Origin of the sequence: Variovorax sp. 350MFTsu5.1 (assembly GCF_048302515.1) — a bacterium.
In the GTDB taxonomy this organism is placed as follows: Bacteria; Pseudomonadota; Gammaproteobacteria; order Burkholderiales; family Burkholderiaceae_C; genus Variovorax; species Variovorax guangxiensis.
On record NZ_CP157620.1, the window covers coordinates 1,126,447 to 1,149,287 of the forward strand.

Here is a 22,841-nt window from a genome sequence, read left to right on the forward strand (position 1 = left end):
CTCGCGGCGGTTGCATTGCCGCCGCGCACCCCCAGATGGCTGCGATGGAACAGTTTCACGGCACCACCATCGTGAGCGTGCGCCGCAAGACCCCCCAGGGCGACCAGGTCGCCATCGGCGGGGACGGGCAGGTCACTCTCGGCAACATCGTCATCAAGGGCTCGGCGCGCAAGGTGCGCCGGCTGTATCACGGCAAGGTGCTTGCCGGCTTCGCGGGCGCCACGGCGGACGCCTTCACGCTCTTCGAGCGTTTCGAGGCCAAGCTCGAGAAGCACCAGGGGCACCTGACCCGCGCCGCGGTCGAACTCACCAAAGACTGGCGCACCGACCGCGTGCTGCGCAAGCTCGAAGCGATGCTCGCCGTGGCCGACGCCACCACCTCCCTCATCATCACCGGCAACGGCGACGTGCTGGAGCCCGAGGACGGCGTGATCGCCATCGGCTCGGGCGGCGCGTACGCCCAGTCGGCGGCCAAGGCGCTGATCGAGAACACCGAGCTTTCGGCCGAGCAGATCGTGCGCAAATCGCTGGCGATCGCCGGAGAAATCTGCATTTACACGAACATGAACCATACGGTGGAAGCGCTCTGACCATGTCCATGACCCCCCAGGAGATCGTCTCCGAGCTCGACAACCACATCGTCGGCCAGCCGGCAGCCAAGCGCGCCGTGGCCATCGCGCTGCGCAACCGCTGGCGCCGCCAGCAGGTCGACGACAAGCTGCGCCACGAGATCACGCCGAAGAACATCCTCATGATCGGCCCCACGGGCGTGGGCAAGACCGAGATCGCCCGCCGCCTCGCGCGACTGGCCGATGCGCCCTTCATCAAGGTCGAGGCCACCAAGTTCACCGAGGTGGGCTACGTGGGCAAGGACGTCGATTCGATCATCCGCGACCTGGCAGAGATCGCCGTCAAGCAGACGCGCGAGGCGGAGAGCGTGAAGGTTCGCGCGCGCGCCGAGGATGCCGCCGAAGAGCGCATCCTCGACGTGCTGCTGCCGCAAGCGCGCAGCGCCGACGGCACCTCCACCGCGACCGACACCAGCAACGCCACCCGGCAGGCCTTCCGCAAGAAGCTGCGCGAGCACCAGCTCGACGACAAGGAGATCGAACTCGACCTCGCCGAAACCCGCGCGCCGCTGGAGATCATGGGCCCGGCCGGCATGGAGGAAATGACCGAGCAACTGCGCGGCATGTTCGGCCAGATCGGCGGCGGCAAGCGCAAGATGCGCAAGCTCAAGATCGCCGAGGCGCTGCGCCTCCTGACCGACGAGGAGGCCGCCAAGCTGGTCAACGAGGACGAGATCCGCACGCAGGCGATCGCCAACGCAGAGCAGAACGGCATCGTCTTCATCGACGAGATCGACAAGGTCGCGACCCGCAGCGAAGCCCAGGGCTCCGACGTGTCGCGCCAGGGCGTGCAGCGCGACCTGCTGCCGCTGGTGGAGGGCACGGCCGTCAGCACCAAGTACGGCGTGGTGCGCACCGACCACATGCTGTTCATCGCGAGCGGCGCCTTCCACCTGAGCAAGCCCAGCGACCTCATTCCCGAGCTGCAGGGGCGCTTTCCGATCCGCGTGGAGCTGCAGTCGCTCTCGGTGGCGGACTTCGAGAGCATCCTCACGCAGACGCGCGCCTCGCTGGTGAAGCAGTACCAGGCGCTGCTCGCCACCGAGGGCGTGACGCTCGAATTCACGCCCGAGGGCGTGAACCGGCTGGCCACCATCGCCTTCGAGGTGAACGAGCGCACGGAGAACATCGGCGCGCGCCGTCTGTCGACCGTGATGGAGCGCCTGCTGGATGAGGTAAGCTTCGACGCGACCCGCCTCGAAGGGCAATCGATCCGCATCGATGCCGCTTATGTCGACCAGCGCCTTGCGGCACTAAGTCACGACGAAGACCTTTCGCGCTTCATCCTCTGAAGCCGCTTCCCTCTTCCCCTGTAACGGGGGAATCCTTCACGCATCACTTTCACTGCGTGAGCTAAGTACTTCATTTTCAACGAAATTCGCCGATTCCAAGGATTTGGAATCGGCGCTAAGTCGTTGATTCCATTACAAAAAATAGCCCAAACGGCCAGTTGCTTCCGAAGTGTTTCCTGCTACAGTGCAAAAAAGTGCAGTTAAGTGGGAAAAAGTGCGGGTAGTGCCCCTTTCGGGTGCCGCAGCACTCCCAACACAGGGGTTTCGTGGTCGTGTTTCAAGGCGCTTCATCGCTCAGTCTGGATGCCAAGGGGCGGCTCTCCGTGCCGACCCGGCATCGTGACGTCCTGAGCGCGACGGCAGGCGGCCAGCTCACGATCACCAAGCATCCGCACGGATGCCTGATGGTGTTCCCCCGTCCCGAATGGGAAAAATTCCGCGAGCGCATCGCCGCGCTGCCGATGTCGGCGCAGTGGTGGAAGCGCGTCTTCCTTGGCAACGCCATGGACGTCGAGATGGACGGCACCGGCCGCATCCTCGTGTCGCCCGAGCTGCGCGCGGCGACCGGCATCACGCGCGAGACGCTGCTGCTGGGCATGGGCAACCACTTCGAGCTCTGGGACAAGGCCACCTACGAGGCCAAGGAGGCCGAGGCCACCCAGGGCGAGATGCCGGACGTATTCCAGGACTTCGCGTTCTGAGGGGCACCGTGAACACGCCCTGGACCCACACGACCGTCTTGCTCGGCGAGGCGGTGGAAGCTCTTCTATCCGGCAGCGCCGCAGCTGCCGGCACCTACGTGGACGCCACCTTCGGAAGAGGAGGGCACGCGCGCGCGATCCTCGCGCGGCTGGCGCCGGAAGGCAGGCTCATCGCATTCGACAAGGATGCGGAAGCAGTGGCCGAAGCAGCGCGCATCTCGGATGCGCGTTTTTCCATCCGCCACCAGGGATTCCGCTCGATCGGCGAACTGCCCGATGCGAGCGTCGCCGGCCTGCTCATGGACCTGGGCGTGAGCTCGCCGCAGATCGACAACCCGGTGCGCGGTTTCAGTTTCCGTTTCGATGGCCCGCTCGACATGCGCATGGACACCACGCGCGGCGAAAGCGTGGCCGAGTGGCTGGCAACGGCCGAACTACAGCAGATTGCAGAGGTGATCCGTGACTATGGCGAAGAACGGTTTGCTGTTCAGATTGCAAAGGCGATTGTTGCTCGCCGACAAGAACGGGGCCCAGTTTCAACCACCACCGAACTGGCCGAGCTCGTGGCTGGCACGGTCAAAACCCGCGAGCCGGGCCAGAACCCTGCAACGCGCACATTTCAGGCTTTTCGGATTTTCATCAACGCCGAGCTTGAAGAGCTGCAACAGGCGCTAGAAGCCAGCCTGTCCATCCTGAAGCCGGGGGGGCGGCTGGCGGTCATCAGCTTCCACTCGCTGGAAGACCGCATCGTCAAGCAGTTCATAGCGAAGCACTCCAAGGAGGTCTACGACCGCCGCGCGCCGTTCGCCGCGCCCAAGGTCATGAAGCTGCGCGCGCTGGAGCGCATCAAGCCCTCGGAGGCCGAGGTGAGCGGGAACCCGCGGGCGCGCAGTGCCATTCTTCGCGTGGCAGAACGTACCGGCGCCGACTGACATGGCCCGTGTAAATCTGCTCCTGCTGATGGCCGTCATTGCGACGGCTTTGTACCTTGTGCACACCCAGTATCTGTCGCGCCAGCTCTATACCGAGCTCGACCGCGTGCAGCAGGATGCCCGCCGCCTCGAGACCGAGCGCGACCGCCTGCAGGTCGAGAAGCGCGCGCAGGCCACGCCGCTGCGCGTGGAGAAGCTCGCCAAGGAGCAGCTGCAGATGCGCACCACCTCCCCGGCGATCACGCAGTACGTGCGCCCTGACGGCTCCGTGATTCCCGCCGTCGCACCTGTGGCGCCGACGCCCCCCACCACAGGCAAGCCGGCCGCCAAACCTGCGGCCAGGCCGGCCGCAACCGCAGCGAGGGCCGCGCGATGACCCGGGGCAACCGCAGCGTCCGCTACACCACCAGCCCCCTGCTTGCGAGCAAGACGCCGGTGTGGCGCAGCAAGCTCATCGTCGCCGGCATCGCCTTCGGCTTCCTGGTGCTGGCCGGCCGGGCTGCCTACGTGCAGGTCATCGGCAACAGCTTCTTCCAGCGGCAGGGCGAGGTGCGCTTCGCGCGCACGCTGGAGTTGCCGGCCAACCGCGGCCGCATCCTCGACCGCAACGGGCTCATCCTCGCATCGAGCGTGGTCGCGCCCAGCATCTGGGCCATCCCGGAGGACATCGAGCGCGACGACCCCGAGGTGCGCGCCAAGCTCAGGCAGGTGGCCAAGCTGCTGGAGATGCCGCAGAAGGACTTCGACAAGAAGCTGGAAGACGAGGACAAGACCTTCGTCTGGATCAAGCGCCAGGTCGACGAGCCCATCGCCAAGCAGATCGCCGCGATGAACCTCAAGGGCATCTACCAGCGCAAGGAATACAAGCGCCAGTACCCCGAGGGCGAGGCCGCCGCGCACGTGGTGGGCTTCACCAACGTGGAAGACAACGGCCAGGAAGGCATCGAGCTGGCCTTCAACAAGGACCTGGCCGGCAAGGCCGGGTCGCGCCGCGTCATCAAGGACCGCCTGGGCCGCGTGGTCGAGGGCGTGGGCGAGACCGTGCCGCCGCTGGACGGCAAGGACATCCAGCTCAGCGTCGACAGCAAGGTGCAGTTCTTCGCCTACCAGAAGCTGCGCGACGCCGTGACCGCGCGCAAGGCCAAGGCCGGCAGCGTGGTGGTGCTCGATTCCGTCACCGGCGAGGTGCTGGCACTGGCCAACTACCCGAGCTACGTGCCCGACAAGCGCCAGAACCTCACCGGCGAGCAGCTGCGCAACCGCGCGATCACCGACACCTTCGAGCCCGGCTCGACCATGAAGCCGATCACGGTGGGCATGGCGCTGGAAGCCGGCCGCGTGAAGCCCTCGACCTTGATCGAAACCGGCCCCGGCCGCTACCAGATCGGCGGCTTCACCATCAGCGACACGCACAACTACGGCACGCTGACAGTCGAGGGCGTGATCCAGAAGTCGAGCAACGTCGGTGCGCTCAAGATCGCCCAGAAGATGACCCCGCACGAGATGTGGGACACCTACACCGCGCTCGGCTACGGCCAGAAGCCGCAGATCCAGTTCCCCGGCGCCGTCACCGGCCGGCTGCGGCCCTGGAAGACCTGGAAGCCGGTCGAGCAGGCCACCATGGCCTATGGCTACGGCCTGTCGGCGTCGCTGTTCCAGATGGCGCATTCGTACACCGCGTTCGCGCACGACGGCTCGCTGATTCCGGTGACCATCCTGAAGAACTCCGAACCGCCGGTGGGCGTGCGCGTGTTCTCGCCCTCCAACGCGCTGGCGGTGCGCAAGATGCTGCAGATGGCCGCCGGCCCCGGCGGTACCGGCACGCGCGCGCAGACGGTGGGCTACTCGGTCGGCGGCAAGTCGGGCACGGCTCACAAGCAGGTCGGCAAGGGCTACGCCAGCAACAAGTACCGCGCCTGGTTCACCGGCATGGCGCCTATCGAGAAGCCGCGCATCATCGTCGCGGTGATGATCGACGAGCCCAGCGACGGGCAGTATTTCGGCGGCCTGGCGGCCGCTCCCGTGTTCAGCGAGGTCGTGCAGCAGACGCTGCGCATGATGAACGTACCGCCCGATCTGGCGGTCAAACCGCTTGTGATGACGCAGGGCGTCGACGAGAGCTTCTGAACATGCTGACCTTCACTTCCCCCCAACTGGTCGCCGCCTGGCTGAAGGAGCGCGCGCCGAACGCCGCGCTGCATGCCGACAGCCGCGCCGTGGGTGCGGGCGACGTCTTCATCGCCTGGCCGGGCGCCGCCACCGACGGCCGCAGGCACGTGGCGGCCGCGCTGGCGCAGGGCGCCGCCGTCTGCCTGGTGGAACACGAGGGCGTCGAGCCCTTCGGCTTCGACCAGGACGAATACCGCGAGCGCATCGTGAGCTACCCCGGCCTGAAGGCCGCCACCGGCCCGATCGCCTCGGCCTTCTACGACAACCCCTCGGCCCTGCTCGAAGTGCTGGCCGTGACGGGCACCAACGGCAAGACCTCCACCGCATGGTGGCTGGCCGAGTCGCTCTCCACGCTGCGCGCGGCGGGCGGCGTGCGAGTGATGAAGCCCGACGGCACCATGCAGCGCGACGCGCCATCGCCCTGCGCCGTGATGGGCACACTGGGCATCGGCGTGCCGCCCGATCTGACCTACACCGGCCTGACCACGCCCGACCCGGTGATGATGCAGCGCGAGCTGCGCGCGCTGGTCACGAACGGCTTCGGCGCCTGCGCCATCGAGGCCTCGTCCATCGGCATCGCCGAGCGCCGCCTCGACGGCGCGCAGATCGCCGTGGCCGTGTTCACCAACTTCACGCAGGACCATCTCGACTACCACGGCAGCATGGACGCCTACTGGCAGGCCAAGGCCGAGCTGTTCCGCTGGCCCGGCCTGCGCGCCGCGGTGATCAACATCGACGACACGCACGGCGCCAGCCTGTGCGCGAACCTGATCGACGCCGGCATCGGTGCGCTCGACGTCTGGACCGTTTCGGCCGCCGGCAAGCCGGCCCGCCTCATGGCGCGCGACATCGGCTACGACGCGCAGGGCCTGCAGTTCTCGGTGGCCGAGCACGGCACGGCTGCCGTGGAGCGCCTGTCGACGGGGCTCATCGGCCAGTACAACGTGTCCAACTTGCTGGGCGTCCTCGGCACGCTGCGCGCGCTGGGCCTCACGCTCGCCCAGGCCGTGGCCGCATGCGCCAACCTCACCAGCGTGCCCGGACGCATGGACCGCGCCGGCACCGGCGAAGGCGCCCCGCTGGCCGTGGTCGACTACGCCCACACTCCCGATGCGCTCGACAAGGCGCTGATCGGCCTGCGCCCGCTCGCAAAGCAGCGCGGCGGCGCACTGTGGTGCCTGTTCGGCTGCGGCGGCGACCGCGACCCGATCAAGCGCCCGATGATGGCCGCCGTCGCCGAGCGCCAGGCCGACCGCGTGATCGTCACCAGCGACAACCCCCGCAGCGAAAAGCCCGACGCGATCATCAGCCAGGTGCTGCGCGGCTTCTCGCGCCCCGACGCGGCGCAGGTGCAGCCCGACCGGGCGGCAGCCATCGCCGACGCCATCGCGCAGGCTGCGCCGCAAGATGTGGTGCTGATCGCAGGCAAGGGCCACGAGGCCTGGCAGGAAATCGCCGGCCAGCGCATCGAGTTCTCGGACAAGGCCCATGCGCTGCAGGCGCTGGCAAAGAGGGGTGCCTCGGCATGAGCGGCATCACGACACCCCTGGACATCACCCTGGCCCGGATCCAGCAATGGATTCCGGGTTCTCGCCTCGTGGGCGACGGCTCCATCGTCATCGCCCGCGTGCACACCGACACGCGCACGCTCGCGCCCGGCGACCTGTTCGTCGCGCTCAAGGGCGAGCGCTTCGACGCCAACGATTTCCTGGCCGATGCGAAGAAGCAGGGCGCCGTGGCCGCCATCGCGCACCACGGGCTGGAGGCCGCGGGTCTCGCCGGCCTCGAGGTGCCCGACTCGCTGGTCGCGCTCGGCGCGCTCGGCGCGGGCTGGCGCGCGCAGTTCGACCTGCCGCTGATCGCGGTGACGGGCAGCAACGGCAAGACCACGGTCACGCAGATGATCGCGGCCGTGCTCTTCGCCTTCCGGGCCGAGCGCTCGCTCGCCACGGCCGGCAACTTCAACAACGAGATCGGCGTGCCGCTCACGCTGCTGCGCCTGCGCGCGCAGCACCAGCGCGCGGTGCTCGAGCTGGGCATGAACCACCCGGGCGAGATCGCGCGGCTGGCGGCCATCTCGCGCCCGACCATCGCGCTGGTCAACAACGCGCAGCGCGAGCACCAGGAATTCATGGCCACCGTCGAGGCGGTGGCCATCGAGAACGCCGCCGTGTTCGCCGTGCTTCCGGAAGACGGCACGGCCGTCTTTCCCTACGGCGACGAGTTCACCTCGCTGTGGACCGACATGGCGCACGACGGCGGTTCGCGCCGCTGCCTGACCTTCGGCGAGCACGAGGATGCCGACATCTCGCTGCAGCACGCCGAATGGAAGCAGGGCGCCTGGGCCGTGAGCATCCGCACGCCGGTGGGCGCCTTCGACGCGCGGCTGCACATCGCGGGCCGGCACAACGTCGTCAACGCGCTCGCCGCCACGGCCTGCGCGCTCGCGGCGGGTGTGTCGCTGGAAACCATCGGCGCCGGCCTCTCGGCCTTCGAGCCGGTCAAGGGTCGTTCGCGCGCAAGCGAAGTCGCGCTGCCCGGCGGCCATGCGATCACGCTGGTCGACGACAGCTACAACGCCAACCCCGATTCGGTGATCGCCGCCATCGACGTGCTCGCCGCCCTGCCGGGCCCGCGCCTGCTGGTGCTGGGCGACATGGGCGAGGTGGGCGACCGCTCGCCCGAGTTCCACGCCGAGGTCGGCGAGCATGCCCGCGAGCGCGGCATCGAGTCCGTCTACACGCTGGGCGACGCGACGTCGCACACCGTCGCCGCCTTCGCCTGTGCCGACGGACGCCATTTCAACGAGTTCGACGCGCTGAGCGCGGCCGTGCTCGCACGCCTGCCGCAGGTCGGCAGCGTGCTCGTGAAAGGATCGCGCTTCATGAAGATGGAGCGCGTGGTGCAGGTCGTCGAGGCGCAGGCACAACTACAACAACCACAACAACAAAAGGAGGCCGGTCATGACGCATGAGCCGCGCGAAACCACATGCTGCTGACCCTCGCTCAATGGCTGCAGACGCTGTCGCCCGAGTTCGGGTTCCTGCGCATCTTCCAGTACCTCACCTTCCGCGCGCTGATGGCCGCGCTGACGGCGCTCGTGGTCGGCCTGGTGGCCGGGCCCTACGTGATCCGCCGCCTCACGGCGCTCAAGATCGGCCAGCCGGTGCGCGGCTACGGCATGGAAACGCACCTCACCAAGAGCGGCACGCCCACCATGGGCGGCGTGCTGGTGCTGTTCGCCATCGCCTTCGCCACGCTGCTGTGGTTCGACATCTCCAACAGGTTCGTGTGGATCGTGCTGTGGGTCACCATGGGCTTCGGCGCCATCGGCTGGGTGGACGACTGGCGCAAGGTGGTGCGCAAGGATCCGGAGGGCATGCGCTCGCGCGAGAAGTATTTCTGGCAATCGGTGGTGGGGCTGATCGCGGCCTTCTACCTGCTCTTCAGCATCTCGGAAAGCTCCAACTGGCGCGTGGTGCAGCTGTTCTTCGCATGGGTGCAGTCGGGCTTCGACCTCGACTTCCCGCCCAAGATCAACCTGCTGGTGCCCTTCTTCAAGGAAGTGAGCTATCCGCTGGGCGGCATCGGCTTCGTGATCCTCACCTACCTGGTGATCGTGGGCGCGAGCAATGCCGTGAACCTGACCGACGGCCTGGACGGCCTGGCGATCATGCCGGTGGTGATGGTGGGCTCGGCGCTGGGCGTGTTCGCCTACGTCACGGGCAGCGCGGTGTATTCCAAGTACCTGCTGTTCCCCAACATTCCCGGCTCGGGCGAGCTGCTGGTGTTCTGCTCGGCCATGGCCGGCGCGGGCCTGGCGTTCCTGTGGTTCAACACGCACCCGGCGCAGGTGTTCATGGGCGACGTGGGCGCGCTGGCGCTGGGCGGCGCGCTGGGCACCATCGCGGTCATCGTGCGCCAGGAGATCGTGTTCTTCATCATGGGCGGAATCTTCGTGGTCGAGGCGATCTCCGTGATGGCACAGGTCACCTACTTCAAGTACACGAAGAAGCGCTTCGGCGAGGGGCGGCGCGTGCTCAAGATGGCGCCGCTGCACCATCACTTCGAGAAGAGCGGCTGGCGCGAGACGCAGGTCGTGGTGCGCTTCTGGATCATCACGATGCTGCTGTGCCTCGTGGGCCTTTCGACGCTGAAGCTGCGCTGAGAGAGAAAAGAAGAAGACAACCATGCGGCACCTGAAAGACCTCCCCGTCCTCATCCTCGGCCTCGGCGCGTCCGGGCTGGCGATGGCGCGCTGGTGCGCGCGCCACGGCGCGGTCGTGACCGTGGCCGACACGCGCGAGGCGCCGGCATTGCTTCCGACGCTGCGCGAGGAGCTGCCAGGCGTGAACTTCGTCGGCGGGCCGTTTTCGGCCGCGCTGGTCGAAGGCACGCCGATCCGCGCCGTGTACCGTTCGCCGGGCCTTTCGCCGGCGACCATCGCGCCGGTGGCCGATGCGGCGCGTGCCGTGGGCCTGCCGGTCGGTGGCGAGCTGGATCTGTTCGCGCGTGCGCTGCAGGACCTGCGGACGGTGGAAGTGCCGGTGGTCGAGGCCGAACCGGAGGCGGAAGTCACCGCCGCAACGGAAGCCGAGCCGGTTGCCGAAGCTCCCGCCGAGCCTGAAGCACAGGCCGAGCTGGCGCTGGAAGAGCCTGCGCCCGCCGAGGCCGCAGCTCCGGTCGAGCCTGCAGAAGCACCCGCGCCAGTAGAAACATCGGAAACCGCTGAAGCCCAGCCCGAGCCGGCCGCCCCCGCGATGGCCGAAGCGATGCCGCGCGATCCGTCGATCAGCGTTGCCGTGCCGCCGCCGCAGGAAGGCGAAGTGGCCGTGCCGGCCGAAACCGTTGCGGAGCAAGCATCCGAAGCCGCGCCTGAAACGGCGCCGGAATCCACCGAAGCAACCAGCGCTGAAGCAGCGCCGGAAGCCACGGCTGCCGAAGCAGCTCCCGAATCACCCGAAGCCCCGGCAGCGGAGCCCGCACCCGCGCCCGCGCCCGCCACCGTTTCGCGCCTGCCCACCACCGGCAAGCCCTACGTCCCGACCGCCGCCAAGGAAGCCGCGGAGTTCGTCGCGCGCATCGCCGAGCTCTCCGTCACCAACCCGGCCTCGGCGGCCGTCGAGGAAGAGCCGTCGCCGCAGCTCGAACTGGCACCGCCCGTCGAACCCGAAGCGCCCAAGGGCTACACGCCCGCGGTGCTCGCCATCACCGGCACCAACGGCAAGACGACGGTCACCTCGCTCACCGGCCAGCTGGTCGAGCGCGCGGGCAAGACGGTGGCCGTGGCCGGCAACATCGGCCCGACGCTGCTCGACACGCTCTCGGCGCACATGGACGCCGAGACGCTGCCCGACGTGTGGGTGCTGGAGTTGTCCAGCTTCCAGCTCGACGGCGTGCAGGGCTTCGAGCCCACGGCCGCGACGGTGCTCAACCTCACGCAGGACCATCTGGACTGGCACGGCGACATGGCCGCGTACGGCGCGGCCAAGGCGCGCATCTTCGGCGCGCACGGGCTCATGATCCTCAACCGCGACGACGCCGGCGTGATGGCGATGCTGCCCGCGCCCGTCAAGGTCAAGCTGCAGCGCCCGCAGATCCGCACGCATGTCACCTTCGGTTCCGCGATGCCGCTGCGCCCGGGCGACTACGGCATCGAGCGCGTGAACGGCATGGCCTGGCTGGTGCGCGCGCTGGAAGCCGACGAAACGCAGAAGCGCAAGCGTGGTGCCGTGGTCGAGGAAGAGATCTTCCTGCAGCGGCTGATGCCCGCCGACGCGCTGCGCATCCGCGGCCGCCACAACGCCATGAACGCGCTCGCGGCCCTGGCGCTGGCCAGCGCCGCCGGCTGCCCGCTGAACGCCATGCTCTACGGCCTGCGCGAATACCAGGGCGAGCCGCATCGCGTCGAGCCCATCGCCGTCATCGACGAGGTCGAGTACTTCGACGACAGCAAGGGCACCAACGTGGGTGCCACCGCCGCCGCGCTGACCGGCCTGGGCGAGGAGCGCCGCGTGGTCGTCATTCTTGGTGGCGAAGGCAAGGGGCAGGACTTCGAGCCGCTGGCCGCGCCCGTTCGCCAGTACGCGCGCGCCGTGGTGCTCATCGGCCGCGACGCGCCGCTGATCGAAGCCGCGCTGGCATCGACGGGCGTCTCGCTGCTGCACGCCGCCTCGATGGACGAGGCGGTGAAGCTCGCATCCGTGCGCGCCAACCCCGGCGATGCCGTGCTGCTGTCACCGGCCTGTGCGAGCTTCGACATGTTCAAGGACTACGCACACCGCGCCGAGGTGTTCCGCGAGGCCGTGCAGGCCTACGAGGACAGCCCGCGCGGCCTGGGCGACTCGACGACGGAGGAACAGGTTTGAACTCTGCCGCATCAGGCGCCACGCCCAACGCACGCACCAGCCGCTTCGGCGGCTGGTTCAGGCGCGCGCGCAGCGGGATCGACTCGCTGCCCGTGCACCTGCCCGTGCGGCTGGGCGGCGCCGGCATCGCGCAGACCAAGGCCACGCCGATGCGCGTGCTGGGCTTCGACCAGGCGCTGGTCTGGGTCACGGTGGCGCTGCTGACCTGGGGCCTGATCATGGTGTATTCGGCCTCCATCGCGCTGCCCGACAACCCGCGCTTCGCGCGCGCGGGCTACAGCGCCTCGTATTTCCTCACGCGGCACGCGGCCTCGGTGGTGTTCGCCTTCATCGCCGCGCTGCTGACCTTCCAGATCCCGATGAAGACCTGGGAGCGCGCCGCGCCCTGGCTCTTCGTGGCCTCGCTGCTGCTGCTGGTGGCTGTGCTCATTCCGCACATCGGCATCAACGTGAACGGCGCGCGCCGCTGGCTGCCGATGGGCTTCATGCGCTTCCAGCCGTCGGAGCTGGCCAAGCTCGCGATGGTGCTCTACGCCGCCAGCTACATGGTGCGCAAGATGGAGATCAAGGAGCGCTTCTTCCGCGCCGTGCTGCCCATGGGCGTGGCGGTGGTGGTGGTCGGCATGCTGGTGATGGCCGAGCCCGACATGGGCGCCTTCATGGTGATCGCCGTGATCGCCATGGGCATCCTGTTCCTGGGCGGCGTGAATGCGCGCATGTTCTTCCTGATCGCCGCGCTGGTGGTGGTGGCCTTCGGCACCATCGTCGCGAGCAGCCCGTGGCGCCGCGAGCGCATCTTCGCGTACCTCGATCCGTGGAGCGAGGAGCACGCGCTGGGCAAGGGCTACCAGCTGTCGCACTCGCTGATCGCCATCGGCCGCGGCGAGATCTTCGGCGTCGGCCTGGGCGGCAGCGTCGAGAAGCTGCACTGGCTGCCCGAGGCGCACACCGACTTCCTGCTGGCCGTGATCGGCGAGGAGTTCGGCCTCGTCGGCGTGCTGCTGATCATCGGCCTGTTCCTCTGGCTCACGCGCCGCATCATGCACATCGGCCGCCAGGCCATCGCGCTCGACCGCGTGTTCTCGGGCCTCGTGGCACAGGGCGTGGGCGTGTGGCTGGGCTTCCAGACCTTCATCAACATGGGCGTGAACCTCGGCGCGCTGCCGACCAAGGGCCTGACGCTGCCGCTGATGAGCTTCGGCGGCTCGGCCATTTTGATGAACCTGGTGGCGCTGGCGATCGTTTTGCGCATCGATTACGAAAACCGAGTGCTGATGCGCGGAGGTCGCGTATGACGGGCCGCACCGCACTCGTCATGGCCGGCGGCACCGGGGGCCACATCTTCCCCGGACTCGCGGTGGCCGAGGCCCTGCGCGAGCGCGGCTGGAAGGTGCACTGGCTGGGCGCCCCCGGCAGCATGGAAGAAAAGCTGGTGCCGCCGCGCGGCTTCGCCTTCGAACCCGTGCAGTTCGGCGGCGTGCGCGGCAAGGGCCCGCTCACACTTTTCCTGCTGCCGCTGAAGCTGCTGCGCGCCTTCTGGCAGAGCCTGGGCGTGGTGCGCCGCGTGAAGCCCGACGTGCTGGTGGGCCTGGGCGGCTACATCACCTTCCCGGGCGGGATGATGGGTGTGCTGGTCGGCAAGCCGCTGGTGTTGCACGAGCAGAACTCGGTGGCCGGCCTCGCCAACAAGGTGCTGGCGGGCGTGGCCGACCGCGTGTTCACCGCCTTTCCCAACGTGCTGAAGAAGGCGCAGTGGGTGGGCAACCCGCTGCGCGCGGCCTTCACTTCCAAGCCGGCGCCGGCCGAGCGCTTCGCAGGCCGCAGCGGTCCGCTGAAACTGCTTGTGGTCGGCGGCAGCCTTGGCGCTCGCGGTCTCAACACCGTGGTGCCGCAGGCACTCGCGCGCATCGCGCCGGCCGAGCGCCCGCGGGTGCTGCACCAGAGCGGCGCCAAGCAGATCGACGAGCTGCGCTCCAACTACGAGGCCGCGGGCGTCGAAGGAGAGCTGACGCCCTTCATCGAAGACACGGCGCAGGCCTATGCGGACGCCGACATGATCGTCGCGCGCGCCGGTGCCAGCACCGTCACAGAAATCGCGGCCGTCGGCGCAGCAGCGCTGTTCGTGCCTTTCCCCTCGGCGGTCGACGACCACCAGACCACCAATGCGCGCTTCCTCGTGGACGCGGGCGGCGGCTGGCTGGTGCAGCAGGCCGACCTCACTCCTGAATTGCTGGCTGACTTGCTACAGAAAACCGGGCGCGATGCGCTGATAGAGAAGGCCGAGAAGGCCAAGACCATGCAGAAGACCGAAGCCGTCGAGGCGGTCGTCCGCGCCTGCGAGGAGCTTGCCAAATGAAGCACGCGATTCGTCACATCCATTTCGTGGGCATCGGCGGCTCCGGCATGAGCGGCATCGCCGAAGTGCTGCTGAACCTGGGCTACAAAATCACCGGCTCCGACCTGGCCGACAGCGCCACGCTGCGCCGGCTCGCGGGCCTGGGCATCGGCACCTTCGTGGGCCACGCGGCCGCGCATATCGACGGCGCGGATGCGGTCGTCACGTCGACGGCGGTGCAGCCGGACAACCCCGAGGTGCTGGCTGCGCGCGAGAAGCGCATTCCGGTGGTGCCGCGCGCGCTGATGCTGGCCGAGCTGATGCGCCTGAAGCAGGGCATCGCCATTGCCGGCACGCACGGCAAGACCACCACCACCAGTCTGGTGGCGAGCGTGCTCGCGGCCGCCGGGCTCGACCCGACCTTCGTGATCGGCGGGCGCCTGAACAGCGCCGGTGCCAACGCGCAGCTCGGCAGCGGCGACTACATCGTGGTGGAGGCCGACGAGTCGGACGCCTCGTTCCTGAATCTGCTGCCGGTGATGGCGGTGGTCACGAACATCGACGCCGACCACATGGAGACCTACGGGCACGACTTCGCGAAGCTCAAGAAGGCTTTCGTCGACTTCCTGCACCGCATGCCGTTCTATGGCGTGGCCATTCTGTGCACCGACGATCCGGCGGTGCGCGAGATCGTGGCCGACGTGACCTGCCCGGTCACGAGCTACGGCTTCGGCGAGGACGCCCAGGTGCGCGCCATCGACGTGCGCGCCGTCGGCGGCCAGATGCATTTCACCGCGCAGCGCCGCAACGGAGTGACGCTGCCCGACCTGCCCATCGTGCTGAACCTGCCGGGCGAACACAACGTGCGCAATGCGCTGTCGGTGATCGCGGTGGCGGTGGAACTCGGTATTCCCGACGAAGCCGTGCAGCGCGGGCTCGCAGGCTTCAAGGGCGTGGGCCGCCGCTTCCAGAGCTACGGCGACGTGGCTGTGCAGGGCGGGGATGCTGCCGGCACCTTCACGGTGATCGACGACTACGGCCATCACCCCGTGGAGATGGCCGCCACCATCGCGGCCGCGCGCGGCGCATTCCCGGGCCGCCGGCTGGTGCTGGCCTTCCAGCCGCACCGCTACACCCGCACGCGCGACTGCTTCGAAGACTTCGTGAAGGTCATCGGCACGGCCGACGCGGTGCTGCTCGGCGAGGTCTATGCCGCCGGCGAGGCGCCCATCGTGGCGGCCGACGGCCGCACGCTGGCGCGCGCGCTGCGCGTGGCGGGCAAGGTCGAGCCGGTCTTCGTCGACGACATTGCCGCGATGCCGCGCGCCATTCTCGACAACGCCCGCCCGGGCGACGTGGTGCTCTCGATGGGCGCGGGCTCCATCGGCGCGGTGCCGGCCAAGGTGGTCGAGCTCGGCGCGGCCGGTGCCGCGACCGGCGCCTCTGCCCCTTCAACATCCGAGCGCGGTTCGCGCAAAGGGAGGGCCTCATGAGCCTCCAGGACCCCAAACTCTTCGGCAAGGTCGCCGTGCTCTTCGGCGGCAGTTCCGCCGAGCGCGAGATCTCCCTGATGTCGGGCACCGGCGTGCTCGAGGCGCTGCGCTCGCGCGGCGTGGACGCGCATGCCTTCGACCCGTCGCAGCGCGACCTGTCGGAGCTCAGGAGCGAAGGCTTCGCGCGCTGCTTCGTCGCGCTGCACGGCCGCCACGGCGAGGACGGCACCGTGCAGGGCGCGCTCGAGCTGCTCGGCATTCCCTACACCGGCTCTGGCGTGATGGCCTCCAGCGTGGCGATGGACAAGGTCATGACCAAGCGCATCTGGCAGGCCGACGGCCTGCCCACGCCCAAGTACGTGCGCCTGGCCTTCGACCAGCAAAGCCGCGAGCAGGTCAGGGCGGTGCCCGACGTGCTCGGCCTGCCGCTGATCGTGAAGCCGCCGCGCGAAGGCTCGTCCATCGGCGTGACCAAGGTGCAAGGTTATTCAGAGATGCAGGACGCGGTGGCGCTGTCGGCCAGGTACGACGCCGACGTGCTGTGCGAGGAATTCATCGAGGGCGAGGAAGTGACCTGCGCCGTGCTCGGCCATGGTCTCGACGCGCGCGCGCTGCCGGTGGTGCGCATCGCCGCGCCCGAGGGCGCCTATGACTACCAGAACAAGTACTTCACCGACGATGTGAAGTACCAGTGCCCGAGCGGCCTGCCCGAGGCCGAGGAGCACGAGATCCAGCGCATCACGCTGGCCGCCTACCGCACGCTCGGCTGCCGCGGCTGGGGCCGCGCCGACGTGATGATCCGCGCGAGCGACCGCAAGCCCTTCCTGCTGGAGATGAACACTTCGCCCGGCATGACCAGCCATTCGCTGGTGCCGATGTCCGCGCGCGCCGCGGGCATCGCGTACGAGGAGCTGTGCCTGCGGGTGCTGGCTTCCGCCACGCTGGACGCGACGGGAGGCTCGCTATAGCCATGGCCGACAGCATTCCAGCGCCCTTCGACGTCAAGCTCATGAACATCGTCGCCAACCTTGCGTTCGCGGCGGTGGCGCTCATGCTGCTTGCCGCGGGCGCGTGGTGGGTGCTGCGCCAGCCTTTCTTCCCGATCGCCGGCATCAAGGTGGACGGCGAGGTCACGCACAACAACGCGGTCACGCTGCGCGCCAACGTGGCGCCGCAGCTGTCGGGCAACTTTTTCACCATCGACCTGGCCCGCGCGCGCGCGGCCTTCGAGTCGGTGCCGTGGGTGCGCAGCGCGGTGGTGCGCCGCGAGTTCCCGAACAAGCTGCGCGTGACGCTGACCGAGCAGGTGCCGGTGGCCAACTGGGGCGACGAGGCGGGCTCGAAACTGATCAACGGCTTCGGCGACGTGTTCGAGGCCAACGTGGCCGAGGTGGACGACAACCTGCCGCGCCTGGACGGCCCGATCGAGCAGGCCGGCCAGGTGCTGGGCATGTACCGCGTGCTGCAGCCGCAGTTCCAGCCGTACGACCTGGGGATCGACGAGCTCACGCTGTCGAGCCGCGGCAGCTGGAAGGTGGTGCTCGACAGCGGCGCCGAGATCGAGCTCGGCCGCGGCCAGAGCGAAGAGGTGACGGCCCGCCTGCAGCGCTTCCTGAAGACCGTGACCCAGGTCGCGGGCCAGTACCGCCGCACCATGGCCGACGTCGAAGGCGCGGACCTGCGCCACAACGACGCGTATGCCCTGCGGCTGCGCGGCGTCACCACGGTCTCGCCCGAGGCCCCAAGAAAAATCAAGTAGCGAATACCGAGGAATCGAGGACATATCCCAATGCCCAAAGAATACAAAGACCTGGTCGTAGGACTCGACATCGGCACCGCCAAGGTGATGGTGGTCGTGGCCGAGGTGCTGCCCGGCGGCGAGCTCAAGCTGGCCGGCCTGGGCATCGCGCCGAGCAATGGCCTCAAGCGCGGCGTGGTGGTGAACATCGACGCCACCGTGCAGAGCATCCAGCAGGCGCTGAAAGAGGCCGAGCTGATGGCCGACTGCAAGATCAGCCGCGTCTACACCGGCATCACCGGCAGCCACATCCGCGGCATCAACTCCAGCGGCATGGTGGCGGTGAAGGACAAGGAAGTGACGCCCGCCGACGTGGCCCGCGTGGTGGAGACGGCACGCGCCATCAACATCTCCAGCGACCAGCGCCTGCTGCTGGTGGAACCGCAGGAGTTCGTGATCGACGGCCAGGACGTGAAGGAGCCGATCGGCATGAGCGGCATGCGCCTGGAGGCCAAGGTGCACATCGTGACCGGCGCGCAGAGCGCGGCCGAGAACATCATCAAGTGCGTGCGCCGCTGCGGCCTGGAAGTCGACCAGCTGATGCTGAACCCGCTGGCCTCCAGCCAGGCGGTGCTGACGGAAGACGAGCGCGAGCTGGGCGTGGTGCTGGTGGACATCGGCGCCGGCACGACGGACGTGGCGATCTTCACCAACGGTGCGATCCGCCACACGGCGGTGATCCCGATCGCGGGCGACCTCATCACCAGCGACATCGCGATGGCGCTGCGCACTCCGACGAAGGACGCGGAAGACATCAAGGTCGAGAACGGCTTCGCCAAGCAATTGCTGGCCGACCCCGAGACGCAGGTGGAAGTGCCGGGCCTGGGCGACCGCGGCCCGCGCATGCTGAGCAAGCAGGCGCTGGCCGGCGTGATCGAGCCGCGCATCGAGGAGATCTTCTCGCTGGTGCAGCAGGTGGTGCGCGAGTCGGGCTACGAAGAGGTGCTCTCGTCGGGCGTGGTGCTCACGGGCGGCAGCGCGGTGATGCCGGGCATGGTGGAACTCGGAGAGGACATCTTCCTCAAGCCCGTGCGCCGCGGCATCCCGAAGTACTCGAGCGCGCTGTCGGACATGGTCGCGCAGCCCCGCGCCGCGACGGTGATGGGCCTGCTGGAGGAAGCACGCTTCGCGCGCATGCGCGGCTTCAAGGTCGCGCAGAAGAATGGGTCGGTAAAGACTGCATTCGGACGTTTCAAGGACTTCATCGTGGGGAATTTCTAGCCATGATCAAGTCTCCACTCTGGCTCGCGCGTGGCAGCCCTCCCATGCATTTCAACGAGCGATGGCGACGAACAGGTCCACCATCGCGACGGTCTCATCGTTGATCCCGTCAGTACACAAGAAATATTCACAGACACATAACGGCAACTGCAAGATTCAAGGAGTTAAAAATGACCATCGAAATGATCGAAGTCGAAGAGTTCAACCAGGGCACGCAGATCAAGGTGATCGGTGTCGGCGGTGGCGGCGGCAATGCGGTCGCCCACATGATGGAGCGTGGCGTGCAGGGCGTTCAGTTCGTCTGCGCGAACACCGACGCGCAGGCCCTGCAGCGCAGCAACGCACACAAGATCATCCAGCTGGGCACCAGCGGCCTGGGCGCCGGCAGCAAGCCCGAGAAGGGCCGTGACGCGGCCGAGGCCGCGGTGGACGACATCCGCGCCGCCATCGACGGCGCGCACATGCTGTTCATCACCGCAGGCATGGGCGGCGGCACCGGCACCGGCGCCGCTCCCGTGATCGCCCGCGTGGCGAAGGAAATGGGCATCCTCACCGTGGGTGTGGTGACCAAGCCCTTCGACTGGGAAGGCGGGCGCCGCATGACCAATGCCGACGCCGGCCTGGCCGAGCTCGAGGCGAACGTCGACTCGCTGATCGTCGTGCTCAACGAGAAGCTGCTCGACGTGCTGGGCGAGGACGTCACGCAGGACGAAGCCTTCGCTCAGGCCAACGACGTGCTGAAGAACGCCGTGGGCGGCATCTCGGAAATCATCAACGAGTACGGCGGCGTGAACGTCGACTTCGAAGACGTGCGCACCGTGATGGGCGAGCCCGGCAAGGCCATGATGGGCACCGCTGCCGCAGCCGGTCCCGACCGCGCGCGCATCGCAGCCGAGCAGGCCGTGGCCTGCCCGCTGCTCGAAGGCATCGACCTCTCGGGCGCAAAGGGCGTGCTGGTGCTGGTGACGGCATCGAAGAGCTCGCTGAAGCTGAACGAGTCGAAGCTGGCGATGAACACCATCCGCGCCTACGCCTCGCCGGACGCGCACGTGATCTACGGCGCTGCCTACGACGACAGCCTGGGCGACGAGATGCGCGTGACCGTGGTGGCCACCGGCCTGTCGCGTCCCGACGCTCGCCGCCAGCAGCCGACGCTGGAAGTCATCCGCACCGGCACCGACAACATCCCGTTCACCGTGCCGACGCTCGGTGGCGTGGGTCACGCCGGCGGCACGGGCGGCAGCCAGCCCAACTACGACGGCATGGCCGTTCCCAGCGTGTGGCGCACCAACCGCACGATGGCCGCCGCGAAGGTGGACGCGCTGTCCTCGGGCGGCATGGACGACTTCGAGATTCCCGCGTTCCTGCGCCGCCAAGCTGACTGAACCTGGCTCGTCCCCCAGGCTGCGCGCATTTCGTGTCGCTTCGCCAGCCCCCTGCCGGGGGCAACACCTGAGGACCGGCAGAGCCGGTTCCTCGGTGTTTTGCGAAGGGACCAGCTCGACGCAGAGGGCACGAGAGGGCGTAAGGGGCACGGGGACGACCCGAAAGGGACGTCCGCTGGCTCTAGGCGCTGCGCTCGCCTCGTGCCCTTTGCGTCCATTTCGGGCCAATTCGAAGGAATTGCATAGAACCCATGTCTATCGGTGCCATAGCGAGGGGCATAGGCCGCCACGCCCGTCGCGCGCCTAAAATCCCGGCCGTGCTGCAACAACGAACCCTCAAGTCCATCAGCCGCGCCGTGGGCGTGGGGCTTCACAGCGGCCAGCGCGTGGAGCTGACGCTGCGGCCGGCACCGGCAGACACGGGCATCGTGTTCCGCCGCGTCGACCTGCCGGAGCCGGCGGAGATCCGCATGACGGCCGAGTCGGTCACCGACACGCGCCTGGCGTCCACGGTCTCCACCGGCGGCGCGAAAGTGCAGACCGTCGAGCACATCATGTCGGCCTGCGCGGGCCTGGGCATCGACAACCTCTACATCGACATCACGGCCGACGAAGTGCCGATCCTCGACGGATCGGCTTCCTCGTTCGTGTTCCTGCTGCAAAGCGCGGGCATCGCGCTGCAGAAGGCGCCGCGCCGCTTCATCCGCGTGACCCGCAAGGTCGAGGTGCGCGAAGGCGAGGGCGCCAACGAGAAGTGGGCGAGCCTGGAGCCCTATCACGGCTACAAGCTGAGCTTCGAGATCGACTTCGACCACCGCGTCGTCAACTCCACCGGCCAGCGCGTGGAGTTCGACCTGGGCACCGGCTCGTACAGCCGCGACATCGCGCGCGCCCGCACCTTCGGCTTCACGAAGGAAGTCGAGTACATGCGCAGCAAGGGCCTCGCGCTCGGCGGCGGCCTCGACAACGCCATCGTGATGGACGACACCAAGGTGCTGAACGAAGGCGGACTGCGTTACGACGACGAGTTCGTGAAGCACAAGATCCTCGACGCGATGGGCGACCTGTACATCATCGGCAAGCCGCTCCTGGCCGCGTATACCGCCTTCCGCTCGGGCCATGCGCTCAACAACAAGCTGCTGCGCGAGCTGCTCTCGCACAGCGACGCCTACGAGGTCGTGACCTTCGAGGACGAGAAGCGCGCCCCGCGCGGTTTCGGCGAAGTCGCGCGGGCCTGGTAGGCCGCTCGTTCCTCTCACATGCTTCTGTTCCGCTGGGCCATCCTGCTGCTTCTGCTGGTGGCTGGCGTGTGCTTCGCGTTCTACGCGGGTACGGGGCAGGTCAAGTACCGGCGCATCGGCTGGATCGTGCTGAAGTGGACGTTGCTGGCGGCATTCGGCTTCTTCGCCGTGCTGATCGCGGAGCGGGTGGCGTAGAGCCGGCTATCCCGATAGCAGGCTTTCAGCCCGCTGCCAGCGCCTGCAATGCCTGCACCTGCCGCGCGAGCAGCGGCCCCTTGCGGTGCGCAGGCACCAGCAGCATCACCGTATCCCCCAGCGCTTTCGGCCGCCCCCAGGGCGCATGCAGCTTGCCTTGAGCCAGCAGCGGTGCGACGAGTCGCTCGCGGCCCATCAGCACGCCTTCGCCATCCACTGCGGCCTGGAGCGCAAGGCTGTAGAGCGAGAAGTCCGGCCCTGCCGCGAGCGCTTCGGCTTCTGCCGCCACGGTGCCGGGCTTCACGGCCTGCAGCCAGCGCTGCCAGTCGTCGCGCCAGACGGTGTCGTGCAGTCCGCCGCTGCGCTGCAGCAGTTCTGTCAGATCTTCGAGTGCGCGTGGACGGCTGCTGGGCAGGGGCTCGCGCAGGCGCGGACTGCACACGGGCAGCAGTCGGTCGCGCACCAGCGGGATCGACTGCGCGCCTGCCGCAGTCTCGATGCGTTCGCCGGCGCGCGCATAGAACAGGCCCAGATCGAAGGGCTCGCGGCGGAAGTTTGGTGGCTGCTCGAGTGCCGTCACCGACACCTGCACGCCGGGCAGCTCCGCCTTCAGCCGCGACAGGCGCGGTGACAGCCACAGCTGCGCAACTGCCGGCAGCGCAGCCACCTGCAGCGTGCTGCGGCGCGCGGCGGTCTGGGTCTCGTGGCGCAGTGCCTGCACGGCCAGGCCGAGCTGATCGACCGCCGCGCTGAGGGCCGGCAGGGCGCGCCGCCCGTGCGCGCTGAGGCGGATGCCCTGGCTGTGCCGCTCGAAGAGCGCGCCGCCGGCCCATGTCTCCAGCGCCTTGATCTGCTGCGCGATAGCCGCCGGCGTGACGAAGAGTTCTTCTGCCGCGCGCGCGAAGCTGCCATGGCGCGCCGCCGCCTCGAAGGCGCGCACCGCGGTGTGCGGCGGCAGGCGTGGGCGGGGTGGTGCGAGCGGCATGGGCAGATCCTTCAGGCCAAGTTTTTCTACGGCTCGGGGCCAGATTATCCGGTTTGCCCCGTCGGCGAGGGCAGGCGACGATGCAGCCATCCCCCTT

20 protein-coding genes are annotated in these 22,841 nt (G+C 68.4%); 19 read left to right on the forward strand and 1 reads right to left on the reverse strand.

Translation table 11 applies throughout. The features are described from left to right. Positions 1–44: 44 nt before the first annotated feature. The 19 genes from hslV (at position 45) to ABL843_RS04970 (ending at position 21,759) form a co-directional block, all read left to right on the forward strand. On the forward strand, positions 45–590 hold the full coding sequence (gene hslV / locus ABL843_RS04880; RefSeq protein ID WP_019656748.1) for an ATP-dependent protease subunit HslV: 546 nt from the start codon (positions 45–47) through the stop codon (positions 588–590). 2 nt (positions 591–592) lie between these two features. Next, positions 593–1,921 carry an ATP-dependent protease ATPase subunit HslU gene (gene hslU, locus ABL843_RS04885; RefSeq protein ID WP_126021419.1) on the forward strand — a complete coding sequence of 443 codons (1,329 nt, stop codon included), beginning with the start codon at positions 593–595 and terminating at the stop codon, positions 1,919–1,921. Between the two features lie 272 nt (positions 1,922–2,193). Further along, a complete protein-coding gene (gene mraZ, locus ABL843_RS04890; RefSeq protein ID WP_081270207.1) occupies positions 2,194–2,622 on the forward strand; it encodes a division/cell wall cluster transcriptional repressor MraZ in 429 nt (142 codons plus the stop codon). Positions 2,623–2,630: 8 nt separating this feature from the next. Continuing rightward, positions 2,631–3,554, forward strand: a complete 924-nt coding sequence (gene rsmH, locus ABL843_RS04895; RefSeq protein ID WP_418119168.1) for a 16S rRNA (cytosine(1402)-N(4))-methyltransferase RsmH — start codon at positions 2,631–2,633, stop codon at positions 3,552–3,554. A gap of 1 nt (position 3,555) precedes the next feature. Continuing rightward, positions 3,556–3,930, forward strand: coding sequence for a cell division protein FtsL (gene ftsL / locus ABL843_RS04900; RefSeq protein WP_418119169.1), 375 nt, complete (start codon positions 3,556–3,558; stop codon positions 3,928–3,930). Next, positions 3,927–5,681, forward strand: a complete 1,755-nt coding sequence (locus ABL843_RS04905) for a peptidoglycan D,D-transpeptidase FtsI family protein (protein ID WP_418119170.1) — start codon at positions 3,927–3,929, stop codon at positions 5,679–5,681. Before ftsL ends, ABL843_RS04905 begins: the two co-directional genes overlap by 4 nt. A 2-nt stretch (positions 5,682–5,683) precedes the next feature. Next, positions 5,684–7,252 carry a UDP-N-acetylmuramoyl-L-alanyl-D-glutamate--2,6-diaminopimelate ligase gene (locus ABL843_RS04910; protein ID WP_418119171.1) on the forward strand — a complete coding sequence of 523 codons (1,569 nt, stop codon included), beginning with the start codon at positions 5,684–5,686 and terminating at the stop codon, positions 7,250–7,252. Next, positions 7,249–8,697 (forward strand): UDP-N-acetylmuramoyl-tripeptide--D-alanyl-D-alanine ligase, encoded by a 1,449-nt coding sequence (locus ABL843_RS04915; RefSeq protein ID WP_418119172.1) that lies wholly within the window; start codon positions 7,249–7,251, stop codon positions 8,695–8,697. The genes ABL843_RS04910 and ABL843_RS04915 overlap by 4 nt, the downstream gene beginning before the upstream one ends. 15 nt (positions 8,698–8,712) lie before the next feature. Beyond that, entirely contained in the window at positions 8,713–9,891 is a 1,179-nt protein-coding gene (gene mraY / locus ABL843_RS04920) for a phospho-N-acetylmuramoyl-pentapeptide-transferase (RefSeq protein WP_093299737.1), read from the forward strand. Between the two features lie 22 nt (positions 9,892–9,913). After that, positions 9,914–12,091, forward strand: coding sequence for a UDP-N-acetylmuramoyl-L-alanine--D-glutamate ligase (gene murD, locus ABL843_RS04925; RefSeq protein ID WP_418119173.1), 2,178 nt, complete (start codon positions 9,914–9,916; stop codon positions 12,089–12,091). Beyond that, on the forward strand, positions 12,088–13,386 hold the full coding sequence (gene ftsW / locus ABL843_RS04930; protein ID WP_126021413.1) for a putative lipid II flippase FtsW: 1,299 nt from the start codon (positions 12,088–12,090) through the stop codon (positions 13,384–13,386). The genes murD and ftsW overlap by 4 nt, the downstream gene beginning before the upstream one ends. Continuing rightward, positions 13,383–14,447 (forward strand): undecaprenyldiphospho-muramoylpentapeptide beta-N-acetylglucosaminyltransferase, encoded by a 1,065-nt coding sequence (gene murG / locus ABL843_RS04935; RefSeq protein WP_418119174.1) that lies wholly within the window; start codon positions 13,383–13,385, stop codon positions 14,445–14,447. Before ftsW ends, murG begins: the two co-directional genes overlap by 4 nt. Continuing rightward, the gene (gene murC, locus ABL843_RS04940) at positions 14,444–15,919 is read left to right on the forward strand and encodes a UDP-N-acetylmuramate--L-alanine ligase (RefSeq protein WP_184634737.1); all 1,476 of its coding nucleotides are present in this window, start codon (positions 14,444–14,446) and stop codon (positions 15,917–15,919) included. Before murG ends, murC begins: the two co-directional genes overlap by 4 nt. Then, a complete protein-coding gene (locus ABL843_RS04945) occupies positions 15,916–16,887 on the forward strand; it encodes a D-alanine--D-alanine ligase (RefSeq protein ID WP_184634739.1) in 972 nt (323 codons plus the stop codon). Before murC ends, ABL843_RS04945 begins: the two co-directional genes overlap by 4 nt. Before the next feature lie 2 nt (positions 16,888–16,889). Then, on the forward strand, positions 16,890–17,678 hold the full coding sequence (locus ABL843_RS04950; protein ID WP_126021409.1) for a cell division protein FtsQ/DivIB: 789 nt from the start codon (positions 16,890–16,892) through the stop codon (positions 17,676–17,678). 30 nt (positions 17,679–17,708) lie between these two features. Beyond that, positions 17,709–18,938: a cell division protein FtsA gene (gene ftsA / locus ABL843_RS04955; protein ID WP_093196937.1), complete on the forward strand. Its 1,230-nt coding sequence runs from the start codon at positions 17,709–17,711 to the stop codon at positions 18,936–18,938. Between the two features lie 170 nt (positions 18,939–19,108). Further along, positions 19,109–20,323, forward strand: coding sequence for a cell division protein FtsZ (gene ftsZ / locus ABL843_RS04960; RefSeq protein WP_126021408.1), 1,215 nt, complete (start codon positions 19,109–19,111; stop codon positions 20,321–20,323). A 317-nt stretch (positions 20,324–20,640) separates the two neighbouring features. Beyond that, positions 20,641–21,564, forward strand: a complete 924-nt coding sequence (gene lpxC, locus ABL843_RS04965; RefSeq protein ID WP_165909589.1) for a UDP-3-O-acyl-N-acetylglucosamine deacetylase — start codon at positions 20,641–20,643, stop codon at positions 21,562–21,564. 18 nt (positions 21,565–21,582) lie between these two features. Then, positions 21,583–21,759 (forward strand): hypothetical protein, encoded by a 177-nt coding sequence (locus ABL843_RS04970; RefSeq protein WP_019656766.1) that lies wholly within the window; start codon positions 21,583–21,585, stop codon positions 21,757–21,759. Between the two features lie 25 nt (positions 21,760–21,784). On the opposite strand, the gene ABL843_RS04975 is transcribed toward ABL843_RS04970, so the two are convergent. Then, complete coding sequence (locus ABL843_RS04975; protein WP_418119175.1) at positions 21,785–22,744, reverse strand: LysR family transcriptional regulator; 960 nt, start codon at positions 22,742–22,744, stop codon at positions 21,785–21,787. Positions 22,745–22,841 lie beyond the last annotated feature (97 nt).